This window comes from Tepidibacter sp. Z1-5, from assembly GCF_037844525.1.
Classification (GTDB): domain Bacteria; phylum Bacillota; class Clostridia; order Peptostreptococcales; family Peptostreptococcaceae; genus Tepidibacter_A.
Window position 1 is genome coordinate 23,191 of record NZ_JBBMMD010000083.1, and the last position, 18,812, is coordinate 42,002.

The 18,812-nt window shown below is 28.0% G+C and carries 25 protein-coding genes; 4 read left to right on the top strand and 21 right to left on the bottom strand.

Translation table 11 applies throughout. The annotated features are described in order from the left end of the window. Nucleotides 1-326 precede the first annotated feature (326 nt). Nucleotides 327-542: a hypothetical protein gene (locus WJW32_RS14570; protein WP_340259648.1), complete on the top strand. Its 216-nt coding sequence runs from the start codon at nucleotides 327-329 to the stop codon at nucleotides 540-542. A gap of 25 nt (nucleotides 543-567) precedes the next feature. Here WJW32_RS14570 and WJW32_RS14575 read toward each other — a convergent pair whose 3' ends face one another. The 21 genes from WJW32_RS14575 to WJW32_RS14675 all read right to left on the bottom strand — a co-directional run bounded on the left by WJW32_RS14575 (nucleotide 568) and on the right by WJW32_RS14675 (nucleotide 16,775). After that, complete coding sequence (locus WJW32_RS14575; protein WP_340259650.1) at nucleotides 568-828, bottom strand: stage V sporulation protein S; 261 nt, start codon at nucleotides 826-828, stop codon at nucleotides 568-570. Nucleotides 829-930: 102 nt separating this feature from the next. Beyond that, nucleotides 931-1,878 (bottom strand): acetyl-CoA carboxylase carboxyltransferase subunit alpha, encoded by a 948-nt coding sequence (locus tag WJW32_RS14580; protein ID WP_340259652.1) that lies wholly within the window; start codon nucleotides 1,876-1,878, stop codon nucleotides 931-933. 12 nt (nucleotides 1,879-1,890) lie between these two features. After that, nucleotides 1,891-2,742: an acetyl-CoA carboxylase, carboxyltransferase subunit beta gene (gene accD / locus WJW32_RS14585; protein WP_340259654.1), complete on the bottom strand. Its 852-nt coding sequence runs from the start codon at nucleotides 2,740-2,742 to the stop codon at nucleotides 1,891-1,893. Nucleotides 2,743-2,778: 36 nt separating this feature from the next. After that, nucleotides 2,779-4,125, bottom strand: coding sequence for an acetyl-CoA carboxylase biotin carboxylase subunit (gene accC, locus WJW32_RS14590; protein ID WP_340259656.1), 1,347 nt, complete (start codon nucleotides 4,123-4,125; stop codon nucleotides 2,779-2,781). 15 nt (nucleotides 4,126-4,140) lie between these two features. After that, nucleotides 4,141-4,593 (bottom strand): acetyl-CoA carboxylase biotin carboxyl carrier protein, encoded by a 453-nt coding sequence (gene accB / locus WJW32_RS14595; protein ID WP_340259658.1) that lies wholly within the window; start codon nucleotides 4,591-4,593, stop codon nucleotides 4,141-4,143. A gap of 252 nt (nucleotides 4,594-4,845) precedes the next feature. Next, nucleotides 4,846-5,619 carry a CheR family methyltransferase gene (locus WJW32_RS14600; protein ID WP_340259660.1) on the bottom strand — a complete coding sequence of 258 codons (774 nt, stop codon included), beginning with the start codon at nucleotides 5,617-5,619 and terminating at the stop codon, nucleotides 4,846-4,848. Further along, nucleotides 5,619-6,662, bottom strand: coding sequence for a 30S ribosomal protein S1 (locus tag WJW32_RS14605; RefSeq protein ID WP_340259662.1), 1,044 nt, complete (start codon nucleotides 6,660-6,662; stop codon nucleotides 5,619-5,621). The genes WJW32_RS14600 and WJW32_RS14605 overlap by 1 nt, the downstream gene beginning before the upstream one ends. Before the next feature lie 30 nt (nucleotides 6,663-6,692). Continuing rightward, the gene (locus WJW32_RS14610; protein ID WP_340259664.1) at nucleotides 6,693-7,532 is read right to left on the bottom strand and encodes a 4-hydroxy-3-methylbut-2-enyl diphosphate reductase; all 840 of its coding nucleotides are present in this window, start codon (nucleotides 7,530-7,532) and stop codon (nucleotides 6,693-6,695) included. A 12-nt stretch (nucleotides 7,533-7,544) separates the two neighbouring features. Beyond that, the gene (locus WJW32_RS14615) at nucleotides 7,545-8,138 is read right to left on the bottom strand and encodes a lysophospholipid acyltransferase family protein (protein ID WP_340259666.1); all 594 of its coding nucleotides are present in this window, start codon (nucleotides 8,136-8,138) and stop codon (nucleotides 7,545-7,547) included. A gap of 12 nt (nucleotides 8,139-8,150) precedes the next feature. After that, a complete protein-coding gene (gene cmk, locus WJW32_RS14620; RefSeq protein ID WP_340259668.1) occupies nucleotides 8,151-8,798 on the bottom strand; it encodes a (d)CMP kinase in 648 nt (215 codons plus the stop codon). After that, a complete protein-coding gene (gene aroH / locus WJW32_RS14625) occupies nucleotides 8,791-9,174 on the bottom strand; it encodes a chorismate mutase (RefSeq protein ID WP_340259670.1) in 384 nt (127 codons plus the stop codon). The genes cmk and aroH overlap by 8 nt, the downstream gene beginning before the upstream one ends. A gap of 35 nt (nucleotides 9,175-9,209) precedes the next feature. Continuing rightward, nucleotides 9,210-10,415 (bottom strand): BaiN/RdsA family NAD(P)/FAD-dependent oxidoreductase, encoded by a 1,206-nt coding sequence (locus WJW32_RS14630; RefSeq protein ID WP_340259672.1) that lies wholly within the window; start codon nucleotides 10,413-10,415, stop codon nucleotides 9,210-9,212. Continuing rightward, nucleotides 10,408-11,028 (bottom strand): histidine phosphatase family protein, encoded by a 621-nt coding sequence (locus WJW32_RS14635; protein WP_340259674.1) that lies wholly within the window; start codon nucleotides 11,026-11,028, stop codon nucleotides 10,408-10,410. The genes WJW32_RS14630 and WJW32_RS14635 overlap by 8 nt, the downstream gene beginning before the upstream one ends. Nucleotides 11,029-11,218: 190 nt before the next feature. Next, nucleotides 11,219-12,079 carry a MurR/RpiR family transcriptional regulator gene (locus tag WJW32_RS14640; protein ID WP_340259676.1) on the bottom strand — a complete coding sequence of 287 codons (861 nt, stop codon included), beginning with the start codon at nucleotides 12,077-12,079 and terminating at the stop codon, nucleotides 11,219-11,221. Between the two features lie 7 nt (nucleotides 12,080-12,086). Beyond that, nucleotides 12,087-12,632, bottom strand: coding sequence for a 2-oxoacid:acceptor oxidoreductase family protein (locus WJW32_RS14645; RefSeq protein ID WP_340259678.1), 546 nt, complete (start codon nucleotides 12,630-12,632; stop codon nucleotides 12,087-12,089). Beyond that, complete coding sequence (locus tag WJW32_RS14650) at nucleotides 12,629-13,456, bottom strand: 2-oxoacid:ferredoxin oxidoreductase subunit beta (RefSeq protein WP_340259680.1); 828 nt, start codon at nucleotides 13,454-13,456, stop codon at nucleotides 12,629-12,631. Before WJW32_RS14650 ends, WJW32_RS14645 begins: the two co-directional genes overlap by 4 nt. Then, a complete protein-coding gene (locus WJW32_RS14655) occupies nucleotides 13,441-14,592 on the bottom strand; it encodes a 2-oxoacid:acceptor oxidoreductase subunit alpha (RefSeq protein WP_340259682.1) in 1,152 nt (383 codons plus the stop codon). Before WJW32_RS14655 ends, WJW32_RS14650 begins: the two co-directional genes overlap by 16 nt. Then, nucleotides 14,585-14,809 carry an indolepyruvate ferredoxin oxidoreductase subunit alpha gene (locus tag WJW32_RS14660; protein WP_340259684.1) on the bottom strand — a complete coding sequence of 75 codons (225 nt, stop codon included), beginning with the start codon at nucleotides 14,807-14,809 and terminating at the stop codon, nucleotides 14,585-14,587. Before WJW32_RS14660 ends, WJW32_RS14655 begins: the two co-directional genes overlap by 8 nt. Nucleotides 14,810-15,028: 219 nt before the next feature. After that, complete coding sequence (locus WJW32_RS14665) at nucleotides 15,029-15,604, bottom strand: class I SAM-dependent methyltransferase (protein ID WP_340259686.1); 576 nt, start codon at nucleotides 15,602-15,604, stop codon at nucleotides 15,029-15,031. 10 nt (nucleotides 15,605-15,614) lie between these two features. After that, a complete protein-coding gene (locus tag WJW32_RS14670) occupies nucleotides 15,615-16,052 on the bottom strand; it encodes a GNAT family N-acetyltransferase (protein WP_340259688.1) in 438 nt (145 codons plus the stop codon). Nucleotides 16,053-16,067: 15 nt separating this feature from the next. After that, entirely contained in the window at nucleotides 16,068-16,775 is a 708-nt protein-coding gene (locus tag WJW32_RS14675; protein ID WP_340259690.1) for a pseudouridine synthase, read from the bottom strand. Nucleotides 16,776-16,950: 175 nt separating this feature from the next. Between WJW32_RS14675 and WJW32_RS14680 the strand changes: the two genes are divergently transcribed. The 3 genes from WJW32_RS14680 to WJW32_RS14690 all read left to right on the top strand — a co-directional run bounded on the left by WJW32_RS14680 (nucleotide 16,951) and on the right by WJW32_RS14690 (nucleotide 18,812). Further along, on the top strand, nucleotides 16,951-18,042 hold the full coding sequence (locus WJW32_RS14680; RefSeq protein WP_340259692.1) for an AI-2E family transporter: 1,092 nt from the start codon (nucleotides 16,951-16,953) through the stop codon (nucleotides 18,040-18,042). Nucleotides 18,043-18,184: 142 nt separating this feature from the next. Continuing rightward, complete coding sequence (locus WJW32_RS14685) at nucleotides 18,185-18,334, top strand: hypothetical protein (RefSeq protein WP_340259693.1); 150 nt, start codon at nucleotides 18,185-18,187, stop codon at nucleotides 18,332-18,334. 202 nt (nucleotides 18,335-18,536) lie between these two features. Continuing rightward, on the top strand, nucleotides 18,537-18,812 hold the full coding sequence (locus WJW32_RS14690; protein WP_340259695.1) for a hypothetical protein: 276 nt from the start codon (nucleotides 18,537-18,539) through the stop codon (nucleotides 18,810-18,812).

Consider the following 18,812-nt stretch of genomic DNA (forward strand, 5'->3'; position numbering starts at 1 on the left):
ATTTTTTCTTACATTGTAATTTTAACATGAAATTGTATAATTTTCACTCTTTTTTTAATATTATGTTTTATGAAGTAAAATTATAATATCTACTATTCGTCTTAATAATTCTTCCCTAGCTGTAATTATAAGAAAACGCTTCTCTAGTTTAATTAGTATTTGTAATTCTCTTTAGAAAAAATTGTGTATCTTATATTATTATTTGATAGAATAATTCATGAATAATTGTACGCCTAAACGATTTTTTTATCTATTCCCAAAGGTATATTTTTTTTGTATAATAGTAATTGGATAAATGCACTTTAATAATAAGGAGGATTTTAACTATGAATGAACTTACTTCAAATTTTAATAATCTATCAGAAAAAGAACAAATAGAATTTATAAAATCTATAGTTCCACAAATTGAAGCATTGGTTAAAAATAATAAAGATGAATTAATGAGAGAATTCTCACCTGTAATCGATAAGTTATTAGAACAGTATGGTATAACAATGGACCAAGTTATGATGATGCTTCAAATGTTTAATCCTCAAAATTAAAAGAACCTCTTAAGAGGTTCTTTTATTATCTAGGTTCTACTATAAGCTTTATAGCTGTTCTTTCTTCACCATCAATATCAACATCAGTAAAAGCTGGTATACATATAAGATCCATACCACTTGGTGCAACAAATCCTCTTGCTATAGCAACAGCCTTAACACCTTGGTTTAAAGCGCCTGCTCCTATAGCTTGTATTTCTGCCGAACCTTTTTCTCTTAAAACTCCAGCTAGAGCCCCTGCTACAGAATTTGGATTAGATTTTGATGAAACTTTTAATACTTCCATTTCAAATATGCCCCCCTTAATATTATTATGTTTCCTTGTGCATTTAAAATTGGATTTCTTGTTTATATTATTCTACATCTAAAATCTAAATCCTTTTTTTATTTACAAATCATATCCGATTTTTCTAAATTTACTGTATCTTTCAAAAACTATTTCTTCTTTAGTTTTCTTAGAATACTCATTTAGTTGTTCTACTATATAGTCTTTTATTTTATCTGATGTAAACTCAATATTCTTCTGTGATCCTCCTAAAGGTTCTTTTATTATTTTATCAATAACATTTAGTTTATATAGATCAGAGCTTGTCAGCTTCATTATTTCTGATGCCTCATTTGCTTTAGAAGCATCCTTCCACAATATACTAGAAAGCCCTTCCGGAGATATTACAGAGTATATAGAGTGTTCAAGCATAGCTACTTTATTAGATACACCAAGACCTAATGCTCCTCCACTTCCTCCTTCTCCGATAACTATAGATATTACAGGAACTTTTAAAGAACTCATTTCAAATAAATTTTTAGCTATTGCTTCTCCTTGACCTCTTTCTTCAGCTTCAAGACCACAAAACGCTCCTGGAGTATCTATAAAAGTTATTATAGGCCTCTTAAACTTTTCTGCCTGTTTCATAAGCCTCAAAGCCTTTCTATATCCTTCAGGATGTGGCATACCAAAATTTCTTTCTATATTTTCTTTTACATCTTTTCCTTTTTGATGACCTATTATAGTAACAGGCATATTTTCTATTATTCCTATTCCTCCAACTATAGCTTTGTCATCTTTATACAATCTATCACCATGAAATTCTATAAATTCACTGCATATATTTTTTATATAATCTTCAGTTGTAGGTCTACTAGATGCTCTACTTATATTTACCTTTTGCCACGCAGTTAAATTTTCATATATTTCATTTTTTAGATTCACAAGCTTTTTACTAAGCATATCTATTTCATTAGATAAATCTATATTATTTTCTTTCGATATTTTTTCAAATTCTGCAATTCTATTTTCAAGCTCTATAATGGGCTTATCTATATCTAAATTATTCATACTTAGCCCTCCTTAATATCCATGCATTCTCAATATTTGCTGGATTTTGTTTTTCATATTTTTTCTACTTACAATCAAATCTAAAAATCCATGTTCTAATAAGAATTCAGATTTTTGAAATCCTGCAGGAAGATCTTGCTTAATTGTCTGTTTTATAACCCTAGGACCAGCAAATCCTATCAAAGCATTTGGCTCTGCCATTATAACATCTCCAAGCATAGCAAAACTTGCCGTTATTCCACCAGTAGTAGGGTCTGTCAATACAGATATATACGGTAGTCCATTTTCACTAAGTTTATTTAAAGCTTGAGAAGTTTTTGCCATTTGCATTAAAGATATTATCCCTTCTTGCATCCTAGCTCCTCCAGATGCACATACTATTATAACAGGTAATTTATTATCTATAGCATACTCAATAGCCCTAGTTATCTTCTCTCCAACTATATAACCCATACTTCCCATCATAAACGCTGAATTCATTACACAAAGTACAACATCTATACCATTTAACTTACCGTAACCAGTTATAACAGCATCTTTTTCTCTACTTTTTGCAGTATATCTTTCTAGCTTTTCTTCATATTCAGGAAATTCTAATATATTTATAGAAACTAAATCTTCATCTAGTTCTTCAAACGTTTTTTCATCTATTAACAAATCTACTCTGCTCCTAGCAGAAAGTTTAAAATGACGATCGCATTTAGGACATAAGCTTAAATTTTCTTCTACTTCTTTTATGAAAATATTACTATTGCAATTTTCACACTTTATCCAAAACTTTTCATCAACACTTTTATTCTTAAATTTTTTATTAACAGATACTTGTGCATACCCTTTTTCTTTACTTAATAATTTTTTAATCATATTTCACCTCTATAAATTTATGATTATGTTATATTTTTATTTATTCATAAACTCATTTTCTATAAATTTAGTATGGTGTTCATCGTTTATAAAAACTTCACTCGCCATTAATTTTTTCTGAAATTCTACATTAGTTTCTAATCCTTCAATAATTAATTCATCTAATGCTCTTTTCATTCTATTTATGCATTCTTCTCTATCATTTGCCCAGCATATAAGTTTTCCTATCATAGAATCATATAAAGGCGGTATAGTATATCCACCATATACAAAACTATCAAATCGCACTCCAAGTCCTCCAGGAACATGAATAGACTCTATTTTACCAGGACAAGGCCTAAAATTATTGAATGCATCTTCAGCATTTATTCTACATTCTATTGCATGACCATTAAACTTTATATTTTTCTGAGAATAAGGAATCTTTTCTCCAGATGCTATTAATATTTGTAATTTTATCAAATCAATTCCAGTTATCATCTCAGTAATAGGATGTTCTACTTGTATTCTAGTATTCATTTCTATAAAATAGAAATTTCTATCCTTGTCAACTATAAATTCAACAGTTCCAGCACCTATATAATCTACAGATTTTGTTGCTTTTACAGCGGCATCGTATAATTCATTTCTAGTCTTTTCGTCTAAATATGGAGAACGACATTCTTCTATAACCTTTTGATTTCTTCTTTGCATAGAACAATCTCTATCTCCAAAATGAACTACATTACCAAACGAATCTCCAAAGACTTGTACTTCTATATGTCTAGGATTTTCTATATATTTTTCTAAATACATCTCGTCATTTCCAAATGAAGATAAAGCTTCAGCTTTGGCTATATTAAAATTAGCTACTAATTCTTCTTCATCATTAGCAACTCTCATTCCTTTACCTCCACCTCCACTTGAAGCCTTTACAAGAACTGGATATCCAATTTCTTTAGATACAGCAATTGCGTCTTTTATATTCAAAATTATCCCTTTTGATCCTGGAACAACAGGCACTTTAGCTTTTATCATAGTTTCTCTAGCTGTTGCTTTATCACCCATTTTGTCTATTTGTTCATAATTTGGACCTATAAATATAATATTATTTTCTATACATTTTTTAGCAAAAGTAGAGTTTTCAGATAAAAATCCAAACCCTGGATGAATTGCATCACATTTCATTTTCATAGCCAAATATATTATATTATCTATATTATTGTAGCTTTTGCTTATCTTATTAGGACCTATGCATATAGATTCATCTGCCATATATCTGTGCAGAGATTCTTTATCCGCTTGAGAATATATAGCAACAGTCTTTATTCCCATTTCTTTACATGTTCTTATTATTCTAACAGCTATTTCCCCTCTATTTGCAATAAGTAACTTTTTTATCATAATATCCTCCTTTAATTATCCGTTAACTTTAATCTTAAATAAAGGTTGATCGTATTCAACTAATTCTTCATTTTCTACTAATACCTCTATAATTTCTCCATCAACATCGCACTCTATTTCGTTCATAAGTTTCATAGCTTCAAGAATACATAAAGTATCTCCCTTTTTAACTTTATCTCCAACATTAACAAAATCACCATCTTCTGGACTTGAAGCCGAATAAAAAGTTCCCATTATAGGTGCATTCACTATGTATGTATTATTATCAGTTTCAGATTCTACAATTTCTTCTTTATTAATTGTAATTATTTCTTTTTTAGCTTCATCTTTTATATTAGGTACACTATCTATAGTAGTAATATCACCTTTTTGTATAGATAATTTTAAATCATTCATTTCTATATCAAATTTATTTATACTAGTTTTATCTATTGCCATAATTAATTCTTTAATTTCATTTATATTCATAAATTATACCTCCTTTTTATACCTGGTACTAATACTATATCATATTATACCATATTATTATTTGCAGATACAATAAAAAATTCGTCTAATGCTACGTATTGACTCATGTCGCCAACGAGTACTACGGTCTCCGTTGCTCAAAATAGTTTATACTGTAGTACTTTCAAGCAACGTTATCCATAAGTTGAAAATATTTATCTTATTTCGTTTTATAAAAAAAGATACTGTTGACTAATCAGTCAACAGTATCTTTTAGTTTGACTTACCATAAAAAAATGTTTTTATAGGCTTTAAGTTATATTTATTTGGCATTATTATTTGTTCAGTACTTCCCACAAATAAAACACCATTGCTGTTTAATGATTTACTAAAATTTGAGTATATATCAGATTTAGCTTCTTCCGTGAAATATATCATTACATTCCTACAAACTATCAGATCACAATTATCCACATACTTATCTTCTAATAAATTATGTCTTTTAAATGTAACTCTATTTTTTATTTCTTCCTTTATTAAAAATCTATCTAATTTTTTATCAAAATACTTACTTATAAATTCTTTAGGTAGATTCCTTAAACTCTTTTCTTGATACACTCCTAATTTAGCCTTTGCCATGGCCTCTTTATCAAGATCAGTTGCAATAATATTAATCTTATTTAAAGGCATAAATTTACTAAGCAACATAACTAAAGAATAAGGTTCCTCACCTGTAGAACAAGCAGCACTCCATATTCTTAAATTTTTATTTTTTCTTAGAAGTTCAGGAATTATGGTATTTTCCATTACTCTCCACTGTTCTAAATTCCTATAAAATTCTGATACATTTATAGTCATATAATTTATAAATTCATTGAACAAATCCACATTTTTATTTATAGCATCAAAATACTTCTCAAAATCGTTATATCCATTTCGCATAGCTAGAGACTCTAATCTTCTATTCATCTGCTTTTCTTTATATAAAGAAAGATTTATTCCTGTTTTTTTATATATTTTCTCTTTAAAAAGATCATATCCTTTCATTAAATGTCTACATCCTCCTCATTTACATTCATAGTAAGCTCTATCTTCTCATTTTCATTATCAATATTTGTTATCTTTACTTTAACATCTTGATCTACTTTAACTACATCTTTTGGATTTTTAACAAATTCATAAGAAAGGTTAGATATGTGTACAAATCCATCGATTATATCATTTAATTTTACAAAAACTCCATAATCTTTAACTACTTTTACCTTACCATTTACAATATCTCCCACATTATAACTTTCTACAAACTCATCCCAAGGTCTTTTTTGTAATGCCTTTATGCTAAGAGCAAGTCTTTGAGTTTCTTTATCTAAAGATATAACCTTAACCTTAACTAAATCTCCTATTTTATATTCACATTCATGCTTTCTAGCCCAAGATAATTCAGAATTATGAACAAGTCCTACAAAACCATTTAAATCTACAAATACTCCATAATCCTTTATATCTTTAACTGTACCTTCTAACAAATCTCCACTTTTTACACTTTCCATAAAATCTAACTTTTTCTTTTCTTCTTCTTTAATTAAAAGATTTTTTCTTGAAAGAACGAATCTTTTTTTACTAGAATCTACATCTATAATTTCACAGCTCATAATTTTATCTTTATATTCTTTAAAATCTATATTTTTAATATACTTAGTATTTATATGGCTAAGTGGAATAAATCCTCTTATACCTTTATAACTTACTATAAGTCCACTCTTAGATTCTTCAGTTACCTTAACATCTATAATTTGTCCTATTTCTAATTCGCTCCATGTTTTTACTTCTTGAGCTCGTTTATTAGAAACTATGACATCCCCTGAATTTCTATCCATTTTTATAACTTTAACGTTGATAATATCTCCAATTTTTATTTCTTCATCCTCACAAACCTCTGATTTAGGAAGAACTCCATCAGTTTTATAATTTAAATCAATATAGTATTCGTCGTATTTTTCTAAAATAACCTTACCTTCTACATTTTGCCCTACCTTTATAGTTTTAAATGAATCTTCTTCTTTAAGTAGCTGTTCCATTTCATTGCTCATGTATTCATCTCTCCCTTGCATTTATTTTAATCAAATATTTTTTATAAATTTTATTACATCTTCGATTATCCAACTAGGAGTTGATGCTCCTGCCGTTATACCAACACAAGAATATGTATTAATATTATTGGCATCCAAATCATCCACAGTCTCTATATGGTATGTTTCAACATTTTCTTCACATATTTTGACCAATTTCTGAGTATTTGAACTATGTTTACCTCCAATTACAATCATACAATCCACTTCTTTTGAAAGTTCACTTGCTGATTTTTGTCTATCTCTAGTTGCCAAACAAATAGTATTGTGTACAATAACATCTTCTAAAATATTTTTTAATTTTTTACTTATTTCTTGGTACATATTCAGATTTATAGTAGTCTGAGCAACTACACAATACTTCTTATAATTTCTAGGAATTCCACTTAAATCCTCTATATTTTTTATAATTATAGCCTCATTATCACACCATCCATTTATTCCTACAACTTCTGGATGAAATTTATCTCCTACAATTATAATTTTATAGCCTTTATCATAGTATTCATTAGCTATATCTTGTATTTTTTTTACAAAAGGGCAAGTAGCATCTATAACTTTAAGGTTCTTATCTACAGCACTGCTATATATATCTTTTGATACTCCATGAGATCTTATTATAACCTTGGATTTTTGATTAACTTTATCCAAGTTATCTACAACCTTTAACCCTTTATCTTCGTATACCTTTACAGCTTGTTTATTATGTATAAGCGGACCTAGTGAATAAACTTCATTCTTATTCATAGTTTCTAGTTCTTCCCAAGCCATATCCATAGCTCGTTGTACTCCAAAACAAAACCCTGCATAATCAGCAACCTTAAACTTCAAGTGCCTCCCCCCTTAATCTACATGTTTTTTGATATTTTCACCTATAATATCTAAAACCTGTTGGCTTAAATCTTCATACTCTTTTGAATTCAATTTTTGTCCGTAATATGAGTCAAAACTTATAGGATCACCTATATATATAGTGATTTTACTAAACAATTTATACGTAGTTATTATAGACACAGGACAAACTCTAGCTTTCCCTCTAATTGACAACATACTTGTTCCTGCTTTTGCCTTGCCTAAATTTTCTTGTTTCATTCTAGTACCTTGCGGAAATATACCCAAAGCTCCATTTGATTTCAATATTTTAAGAGCGGTCTTTATAGTTGATATATCTGTTTTACTTCTATCAACAGGAAAAACATTTACATTTTTCAAAAAACTTCCCACTATTTTGTTTTTGAACAGTTCTTTTTTTGCCATATAAGAAACTTTTCTTGGCATTAATGAGCCAATTAACATAGGATCTAAATTATTTTTGTGATTTGACGCAAATATCAGAGGCTCATCCATAGGAACTCTTTCTTTACCGATTACCTCTATTTTATAAAACATACTTATAATTGGAATAAATATACCTGAACATACCTCGTATAATCCCAAATACATCTCCTCCTATTTCATATATTCCATTATATCAGAAACTACTTCTTCTATGTTTTTACTTGTAGTATCTATTTCTACAGCATCATCTGCTTTAATAAGTGGAGCAAAAGATCTTTTTGAGTCTATTTCATCTCTATTTTTAATATCATTAACTATATCATCTAAATTTATATTATGTCCTTTTTCTTTTAATTCCTTATACCTTCTTCTTGCTCTTTCATTTATACCAGCTGTTAAATAAAACTTAAGATTTGCATCTTTAAATACATAACTTCCAATATCTCTACCATCCATTATTACAGAGTATCTTTTACCCATTTTTCTTTGTAGTTCCACCATTATCTCTCTTATTTCTTTTATTTGTGCAACTTTTGAAACATTCCCACTTACACTTAAAGTTCTTATTTCTTCATTTACAATTTCATTATCTAGATATATATTATTATCTTTAAAGTCTATTTGTGTTTTTTTAGCCATTTCTATTAAAGCATTCTCATCATCAACATCTATTCCATCTCTTATAGCTTTGTACGTAATAGCTCTATACATTGCTCCTGTGTCTATATAGTTTATATCAAGTTTATTTGATACTATTTTTGCAATGGTGCTTTTTCCTGCCCCTGCTGGTCCATCTATAGCTATAACTATATTATTCATTTGATTCACTCCTTCTACTTAAATCTGCTCTTAATTTTTTTGCCTCATTTAAATAAATATGAACTATTTTATCTTTTTCTATATCTGTATTCACATGCATCAATACTCTTATACATTTGTCTAAACTATTTTTTATATACTTTTCTTCAAAATTCAAAAGAGGTATATCATTAAGATTCAGTAATTCTCTTACAGCAACCGAAGCGTATACTTCATCTAAATCCCTTGTCATAGTAAATATAATACTAATTATATCGTCTTGTTGTAAATTATTCATATCTATTATTTTTTGTATTAATATTTTTGTTTCATTCAATATACACATTTTTTCATTTTTATCTACAGTAGTAGCGCCTCTTATAGCTAATGTCTTCATTTTATCACCATCGCAAATCAATATTATATCAAATTTTATACACTTATACCAGCTAGATAACCCGTCGAAAAGGCAATTTGAAGATTATATCCTCCAGTTAAACCTTCTATATCGATAACTTCTCCAGCATAATAAAGATTTTTTATAGTCTTAGATTCCATAGTAGACGAATCAATAGATTTAACACTTATTCCTCCCGAAGTAACTATAGATTCATTTATACTTTTTGTTCCACTACAATTTAGTTTCAACTCTTTTATACTATCTACTATCTTATTTTCTTCTTCTTTTGTTAAATTATTTGGCTTTTTATCAATATTTAAATATTCTAATAAATGTTTTGTAAAATTAACCGGAAGAATTTCTTTTAAGTTATTATATATACTTTTATTACTATTCTTTCTTATAACTTTACGTACTTCATCTTTTGTAATAGTTGGAACAAAATCAAAGTTCAATTCAATATTTCCATCTTGTAAATATTTATTAATATAAGAAGATAAGTTAAGTATAACAGGTCCAGTTAATCCAAAGTGAGCAAATAAAATATCACCCTCAATACTTATCTTTTTATTTTTAAAGTATTTTGTAGATACTTTTACATTTTTCAACGAAATTCCCTGCAAATTTTTTATCCAATCTTCGTTAAACACAAGTGGTACTAAAGCAGGATATATTTTAGTTATATTTTCTCCATGTTTTTTAAGTATACTATGAATTTTACCATCAGATCCGGTCTTAGGATAAGAATGTCCACCTGTAGCAATTATTACTTTGTCAGCTTTTATAGTATAATCATCGTCCAAAATCACACCCTTAATTTCTTCATTTTCAACAATAATATCCATAAGCGTTTTTTCATAGATTATCTTTACTCCAACTTCATTCAACTCATCCTGTAAAGCCTTTATTATTATATCAGACTTGTCTTTTTCAGGATAAACCTTGTAATCTTCTTCTGTTTTAAATTCAATACCACGATTTTTAAAAAATTCTAAAAGGTCTAGATTAGTAAAAGTATACAAGCTACTATATAAAAATTTAGGATTTTTAATTATTTTTCCCAAAAAATCTTCTATATCTCTTATATTAGTTATATTACACCTTCCACCACCTGTTATTTTCAATTTTTTACCTAGTTCTTTATTTTTTTCTATCAATATTACTTCATTATTTTTAGCAGCTGCTATGGCTGACATCATTCCAGCTGGTCCACCACCAATTACAATAACTTTACTCATATTTTTCACCTTCCAAGTGACTTGTATCATTAGTCTTTATTATTACCGGTCCATAGTTTCTAAATTCTACTATATTTAAAGCCGTATTATGCTGTTTAATCCTATATATATTTGATAATTCACTTTCTAGTAAGCTTAATAATAATACTTTTATAGACATTCCATGTGATACTAATACTATATTAGAATTTTCATGTTTTTCATTTATTTCATTTATACAAGCTAGCAGCCTTTCCTTTAACTTGTATAAATTTTCAGCTTTAGGTATTAAAGCATTATGAGGTTCATTTCTCCAGACAGTATAAACATCAGAGTAATCTCTTTTTATTTCTTCTATAGTAAGACCTTCCCACTCTCCAAAATTTATTTCTCTAAGATTTTCTTTATATTCTACCTTCTTATTCAAAGTATTAGAAATCAGCTCAGAGGTTTGAACCGTTCTACCAAGGTCACTACTGTATATATAATCTATATCGTATTCAGAAAGCTTTTTAGCAAGTCTTTGAGCCTGTTTAATCCCATTTTCAGTTAGTTTCGAATCTCCATGACCTTGAGTTCTCCCATCTATATTCCAAAACGTTTCTCCATGCCTTACTATAAAAAATCTATTCATACATATCCTCCTATTGTACATTGTAATTTCAACTAAATATTTTATGATAAAATTGCTCAAAATAAAAAAGTCTTCCTTTGAAGATTTTAAAGGTAGACTTTTTTGAAATTCGTAACGGAATTTATACTTATCTATAATTTAAATAAGAATATAATTTCCTATTCATTATAAAAAGAAATAGGAAAATTTCCTATTTCTCATCATAGACATGGTATTCTTTCCATATAGTTTCTAATTTATCAAAATACTCTTTTATTTCTTCTTTTTTTCTCATACCTATGGCAACTATTATTGCATTTGCAACACTTAAAGGGGCAACTAAAGAATCGACAAACGATGCCATATTACTCTTAACCGGAATAATTTCTTCACATATAGATGCAACAGGTGCAAGTACACTGTCTGTTAACGCTATTATGCTAGCTCCTTGTTTTTTTGCATAATTTGCTAGTTCAAATGTTCTTTTTGAATATCTTGGAAAACTTATAGCTATTACCAAATCATCCTCTGTAACTTTAAGAATTTGCTCAAATACATCGCTTATTCCATAACTTACTATATTTACGTTATCTAGAATTATATTTAAATAAAAACCTAAATATTCAGCTACAGCGGTAGAACTTCTAAGACCTACTATATATATTTTCTTTGCTTTTAATATTTTATTTATCCCTTTTTGAAAACTTTCCTCATCTAGTTCTTCTATAGTTGTTTTTATATTTTCTATATCAGCTTTTAATACTTTTTTAAGGATAGTCCAATCATTGGAATACTCTTTAGACATTTCAACTCTTTGAACAGTAGTAAGCTTTGTCTTTATAAGCTCTTGTAGTGATTTTTGAAGTTTAGGATATCCATCAAATCCTAATGCATTAGCAAATCTAACTACAGTCGACTCACTTACACCTACTTTTTCACCTAATTTACCAGCAGTCATAAAAGCTGCTTTGTCATAATTTGCAAGTATAAACTGAGCAATAAGTTTTTGTCCTTTACTTAATTTTGGAAACTGTTCTTTTATAATGACAATTAAATCTTTAGTTTCTTCCATATAAAATTTAACTCCTATTTGATATATTTTTTATCAACATTTTCCCTTCATTAAAAGCCTTTATATTTAAACTTTCACTTCCTTGAGGTACTCTTGCCAATATTGCTTGTTTTAAACTTTCGTCTTTGATATCCTCAATAAGTTCTTTAATAGCTCCTAATGCAACTATATTTGAAACCATTTGCTTTCCTATTTTTTCTTTTGCTGTATCTATAATAGGTATCTTATAACAAAAGTCAGTATCTATATTATCGCCTATATTCACGCAAGAATCAACTAGCAATATTGATTTTTTCTTTATATTTTTTGCATATTTATCAAAAGATTTTTGTGTTAGGCATAAAAGTAAATCTGGGATATTAACTTTTGGATAATTTATATCTCTATCACTTATTATAACCTCTGATTTACTAGCACCTCCTCTAGCCTCTGGTCCATATGATTGACTTTGAACTGCATTAAATCCATTTTTTATAACACTTTCAGCTAATATTATACCAGCAAGTATCAATCCTTGCCCTCCAGATCCGGTTAGTCTCAATTCCTTTTTCACACAGACATCTCCTTTTTAAACATATCTATAATTTTAAAATATTCTTCTACATATTCAGGTTCCTGAATATCTTTAAATTCTCCCATAAACACCTTATTTTCTATATCATCTTTATTTAACTTATCTTTAACTGATATATCAATAAATTTATCTTTCATTTCTTTTATTAAATCAACTGCACTACCTTTTTTATTTTTTCTTCCGTAATAAGTAGGACAAACGCTTACCCCCTCTACTAAAGAAAATCCTTTATGATTTATGCCTTTTTTAACATATTCAATCATTTTATTAACATGATATACAGTAGATCTAGCTACATAAGTAGCTCCTGCACCTGATGCTAGTTGGCAAATATCAAATGCTTTATCTATATTTCCATAAGGTGCTGTAGTACCTTTTTCTTTATTTGGAGTTGTAGGAGAATATTGTCCACCTGTCATTCCGTATATATTATTATTGAATATAATAGTGGTTATATCTATGTTTCTTCTGCATGCATGTATCAAATGATTTCCACCAATAGCACTTGCATCCCCATCTCCAGATATAACTATAACTTTCAAATCAGGGTTTGCAACTTTAAGACCAGTTGCAAATGCGATTGCTCTTCCATGTGTTGTATGTAAAGTATTAAAATCCATATATCCTGCTGCTCTTGATGAACATCCTATTCCAGATACTATACATATTTTATCTTTATCTAAGTTTAATTCTTCTATAGCAACTGCTATAGCTCTCATTAATATTCCATGCCCACATCCTGGACACCAAATATGTGGAAGTCTATCTACTCTAAAATTATTTTTTATTATTTTGCTAGGCATTTTCCCAATACCCCCTTTACGTAATCATTTATGTGCTCAGGAGTTATAATTTCTCCATTTGCTTTATTAATACCATAAATATTACAATCAGTTTTAACTATTCTCTCTACCTCTTGTCTTATTTGACCTAAATTCATCTCTGGAACAAATATCATATTTTTATCTTTGCTTATTTGTTTTATCTTTTCTTCTGGGAATGGCCATATTGTTTTCAAAACAAACATACCTGCTTTTATACCTTCATTTCTCAGATTATTAACCGCTTCTTTAGTAGATCTTGCCATGCAGCCAAATGTCACAAATAATATATCAGAATCTTCAATTAGATATTCTTCATATATTAATATATCATCTAGATTTGAGTTTATTTTGCCCATTAGTCTGTTTAGTAATCTTTCAGCTTCATGGGTGCTATTAACAGGAAATCCTGTTTCATCATGTACAAGTCCTGTTACATTATACCTATACCCGTCTCCAAAATTAGCCATTGCAGGAACTAAATCTTCAGTATATTCATATGCTTTATACTCATCAGCTTCTACTTGAGGTTTTTTTCTATCTATTACAAGCATTTCTCCTTCATTTGGAACTATTACTTTTTCTCTCATATGTGCTATAACTTCATCCATTAACAATATTACAGGAGTTCTGTATTTTTCTGAAAAATTAAATGCTTTTACAGTTAGTTCAAACGTTTCACTAACACTAGTTGGTGATAACGCTATTATGGGATGATCTCCATGAGTTCCCCATCTTGCCTGCATTACATCTCCTTGTGATGGACAAGTTGGAAGTCCAGTACTAGGCCCACCTCTTTGTACATTTACTATTACACATGGTATTTCTGTAATGCACGCGTACCCTATGTTTTCTTGTTTTAATGAAAATCCAGGACCACTTGTTGCTGTCATTGATTTTAATCCACCTAATGATCCACCAATAACAGCTGCCATACTCGCTATTTCATCTTCCATTTGTATAAATTTACCTCCAATTTTTGGAAGTATTGTAGCTGATAATTCTGCTATTTCAGTCGAAGGAGTTATTGGATATCCTGCAAAAAATTTCATACCAGCATATATAGCTCCCTGTACACAGGCTTCATTACCTTGAAGGAATTTTATATTATTATGCATATGGTTTATCCCCCTTAAATTCGACTTCTTCTAAATATATCGCATAATCAGGACATCTCATCTCACATAATCCACATTTTATACATTTATTTTCTTGAGTTATACTAACCTTATCATCGATTATATGCAAAATTTTTTTAGGACAAAACTCTACGCATATTCCGCATCCCTTGCACCAATCGTATTTTATAATTATTTGTTTATCATCCCCTGGCATTTTTTTACCCCCAATGCATTTTAGAATTTTTATTAATTTCATATTATCAAATTTTTCGATATTTTGCAATTTAAATTTCATTTTTAGTCTTTTGTCCTTCATTTTGAAATTATTCTTTCTTTATTCTAAAAATTCCAAACGTGCATATTCCAATATTTTACATGGTTTTATCTGATATTTTTTAACAAAAAAAATAACCCTTAATACAAGAGTTATTTTCTAATCAAATTTTTTCTCCACCAATATAAGTTGCGGAGGATTATTTTTTTGGTTTTTAAAACTGCATTTTAATACATCAAATTTTTTTTGTTCTAAGTTAAACAATAAATCTTCTATCGCTTCTTTTTCTTCTATACCACCATCGTGTCCTAAATATATACAAATACTCAGTATTCCATTTTTTTTCAAAAGATTAAGCGATTTTTTTAATGCTTCAATAGTTGTATCTGCTTTAGTTTTTATATTGTGATCTAATTTAGGTAAGTATCCTAAATTGAAAAATATAGAATCTACTTTTTCATTTATGTATTTATCCATATTTTCATGCCCATCTAATATCAATGTAACATTATTGAATAATTTTTCTTTTTCCAATCTTTTTTTAGTATTTTCTATAGCTTCTTTTTGTATATCAAAACCATAAACTTTACCAGTATTTCCTACCTTTTCAGCTAAATATTGTGTATCATATCCGTTACCAACAGTAGCATCTATTACTACGCAGCCTTCCTTGATTATGTCTTTATTTATTAATTTTGTAAAATCAGTTACATTAGTTAAATATTTAGATCTCAATTTTTTCCTCCTACCCTTTTTTATTACTCTTGCAAGGGTTTTTAAAAAAGTCTGCAAGTTTTAAATATAAATATTCATTTTTATTTATATCTATACCTAATAAAAAATCTCTATTATCTAATTCCTTAAAACCTATATTTCTATAAAAATTTATTTGATCATATTTTTTAACCATAAATATATTTATTCCATTAAGATCCGCCATATTTAATAAAGATTTTATAAGCCCATCTTTTAAAACCATCTCTAATGTCTTATCAAATATATTGATTGTACTTAAAAAAGCTATATTATTTTTAATTTCATACCCTGCAAATCCTAAAAGTTTTTCATTTTCATATGCACACAATATATTCTGTTTTATTTTGCTGTAATCTACATTCTCTTCATCTAGAATACTTTTAATTCTAATTTCACTTTTTTCATACATTTTACAAATGCTTATCATTATTTCCACCTCTAATTATAAAGATTTTAAATAATTTATTTCCTTTTGAGTTAAGTTTCTATATTCTCCTACTTTAAGATTTCCAAGTTGTATATTTCCTATAGCTATTCTTTTTAAAGATAAAACAGGATGCCCTATGGCTTTACACATTTTTCTTACTTGTCTATTTTTACCTTCATGTATTTTAATTTCACACATACTTTGTTTTTCCTCTTTTTTTATAATTTTGAATTCTGCTGGTGCAGTTATATAATCGTCTATTTTTAATCCAGATTCAAATTGTTTTATTTTTATTTTATCAGGTACTAATTTAAGTCTTGCTAAGTAAGTTTTAACAACTTCGTGCTTAGGATGAGTTAATCTATATGTAAGATCTCCATCATTGGTTAGTATTAAAAGTCCAGATGTTTCATAATCAAGCCTTCCAATAGGATATATTCTTTCGTGAACATCTTTAACCAAGTCTAATACTGTTTTCCTATTAAACTGATCTTTTACAGTTGTAACATATCCTTCTGGCTTATTTATCAGTATGTATAGATTTTTTTGCTCTAAATTTATTATTTTTCCATCAACTTCTACCGTATCTTGATTTTCATCAACATTCATACCCAGTTCTTCTACTATTTTTCCGTTAATTTTTACTTTTTTATTTTTTATCAATTCATCAGATTTTCTTCTCGATGCCACTCCGCATAGTGCCATGTATTTATTTAATCGCATAGCAATTCTCCTTTTCTTGTTTGTTAATAAAATATGACTTTTTTATTATATAGTTATATATGTTTTTTTTCTATAGATTTTAATCAATTTATATTGTGAAAGCCTTGATATAATGTTAAAATACCTCTTATATCATATATTTCAAATGTCAAAGTTATTTCGTAGGAGGTTTATCATGGTTTCAAGATATAGAACTAAACATATAATTTTTTTACTACTAATATCATTTATTTTGTTCAAATTTGTAAATAACCCAGAATTTTTTATCCAAAAATTCGAATCCGTGTTAGCTTTAATAAATCCTTTCATTTGGGCTGTTTGTATTGCATATCTTCTCAACCCCATAATGACTTATTTTGAAAGAAGATTTAATATGAGAAGATCTTTTAGTATAATGTTGATTTACTTTTTATTAATAAGTATTCTGAATTTTACCATTACTATACTATCTCCTAAAATAATTGATAGTATAAATGATTTATCCAAAGATCTTCCTGGATATATGACAACAGCTCAGCAATGGATAAATAAAAACATTATAAAATCTAAATTACTTGAATACAGCAATCCTTTTTTAAAAGAAAATTTAAAGGAGATAATAAATGAAGTATTAGGTTTTTTAAATATTACATCTAGTAATTTAGTAACTCAAGCTATTAATATTACTTCTAATTTATTTAATGCTATAATCGGAGTAATAATTTCTATTTATCTATTAAAAGACAAAGAAAATCTTATACATAGTATTAAAAGACTTTTATATGCAATTCTAGGAAAATTCAAATCAGATAAGGTTATAGATTTTTTTAAGATAGTAAATAAAATCTTTTCTCAATATATAATAGGAAAATCTATAGATTCTTTGATAATAGGTATTATATGTTTTGTAGGTCTATTAATGCTTAAAGTTCCTTATGCACTTTTAATAAGCATAATAATATGTGTATCTAATATGATTCCTTACTTCGGTCCATTTATAGGGGCTGTTCCTGCTATACTTATTACTTTAATAAATAATCCCATACAAGCTATTTGGGTAGCTTTATTTATATTATTACTTCAGCAATTTGATGGTCTTTATCTTGGACCTAAAATATTGGGAGATAAAGTAGGTCTTAATCCATTATGGATTATAGTTGCTGTTATACTAGGTGGAGGGCTATTTGGTATTTCTGGTATGTTTTTAGGAGTTCCTGCTATGGCTATTATAAAGATACAACTTGAGAAATATATAAATATCAAATTAAAAGATAAAAGCATTATATGAAAAATAAAAAAGAGATATTCACTTTAAAAATTAATTTTCAAAGTGAATATCTCTTTTTTATACAAAAAATCAAAAAATTTCAAATATATAATCCGATTTTATTGGGTAAATTAATATAAAGTGAAACTTAGGAGGTAACATAATGTATAAAAATACTAAAAACAAATCATGCAATGATAGATTAGAATTTGCTGATGAATTGAATATACCTAATTCTCAACATCCAAAACAAACAGGTTCTGTAAGCCAAAATACAAGTAGACCACTACCTAAAAAATATAAGAAAAAGTAAATAAATGAAAATGGGCTATTAAATTAGTCCATTTTTATTTTTGCAAAATAGACTACAACTCATACAAACACTCTAGTATCATCTTAAAATCCATTTCTTGTTTCATATAATCCCCTTCATTTGCTAAAATAATTATATAAATAATCTTTGTATCAATCCACCTATGTACATCATAAGTTAATATCAGAAAGGAGGGAATTAAATGTTTTTTTATAACAATCATCAGCAACCACCTGGTCCTCCACCTTCATATACTCCTAAACAATCAAGTAAAGGTCCTAGTTTAAAAGCAGTAGACCCTGGTGCTATAAGATTTTGTAAATATAAATTCACTTATATATGGCTTGAAAATGGACGAAGTTTTTGGACTTGGATCTTATTCGTAGGTCCAACATCTATAGCAGGATACCGATGGATGAGAGGAAGATGGCGTTATTTTGGAACAGATATAAGAAATATAGAAAGTTTCCATTGTTAA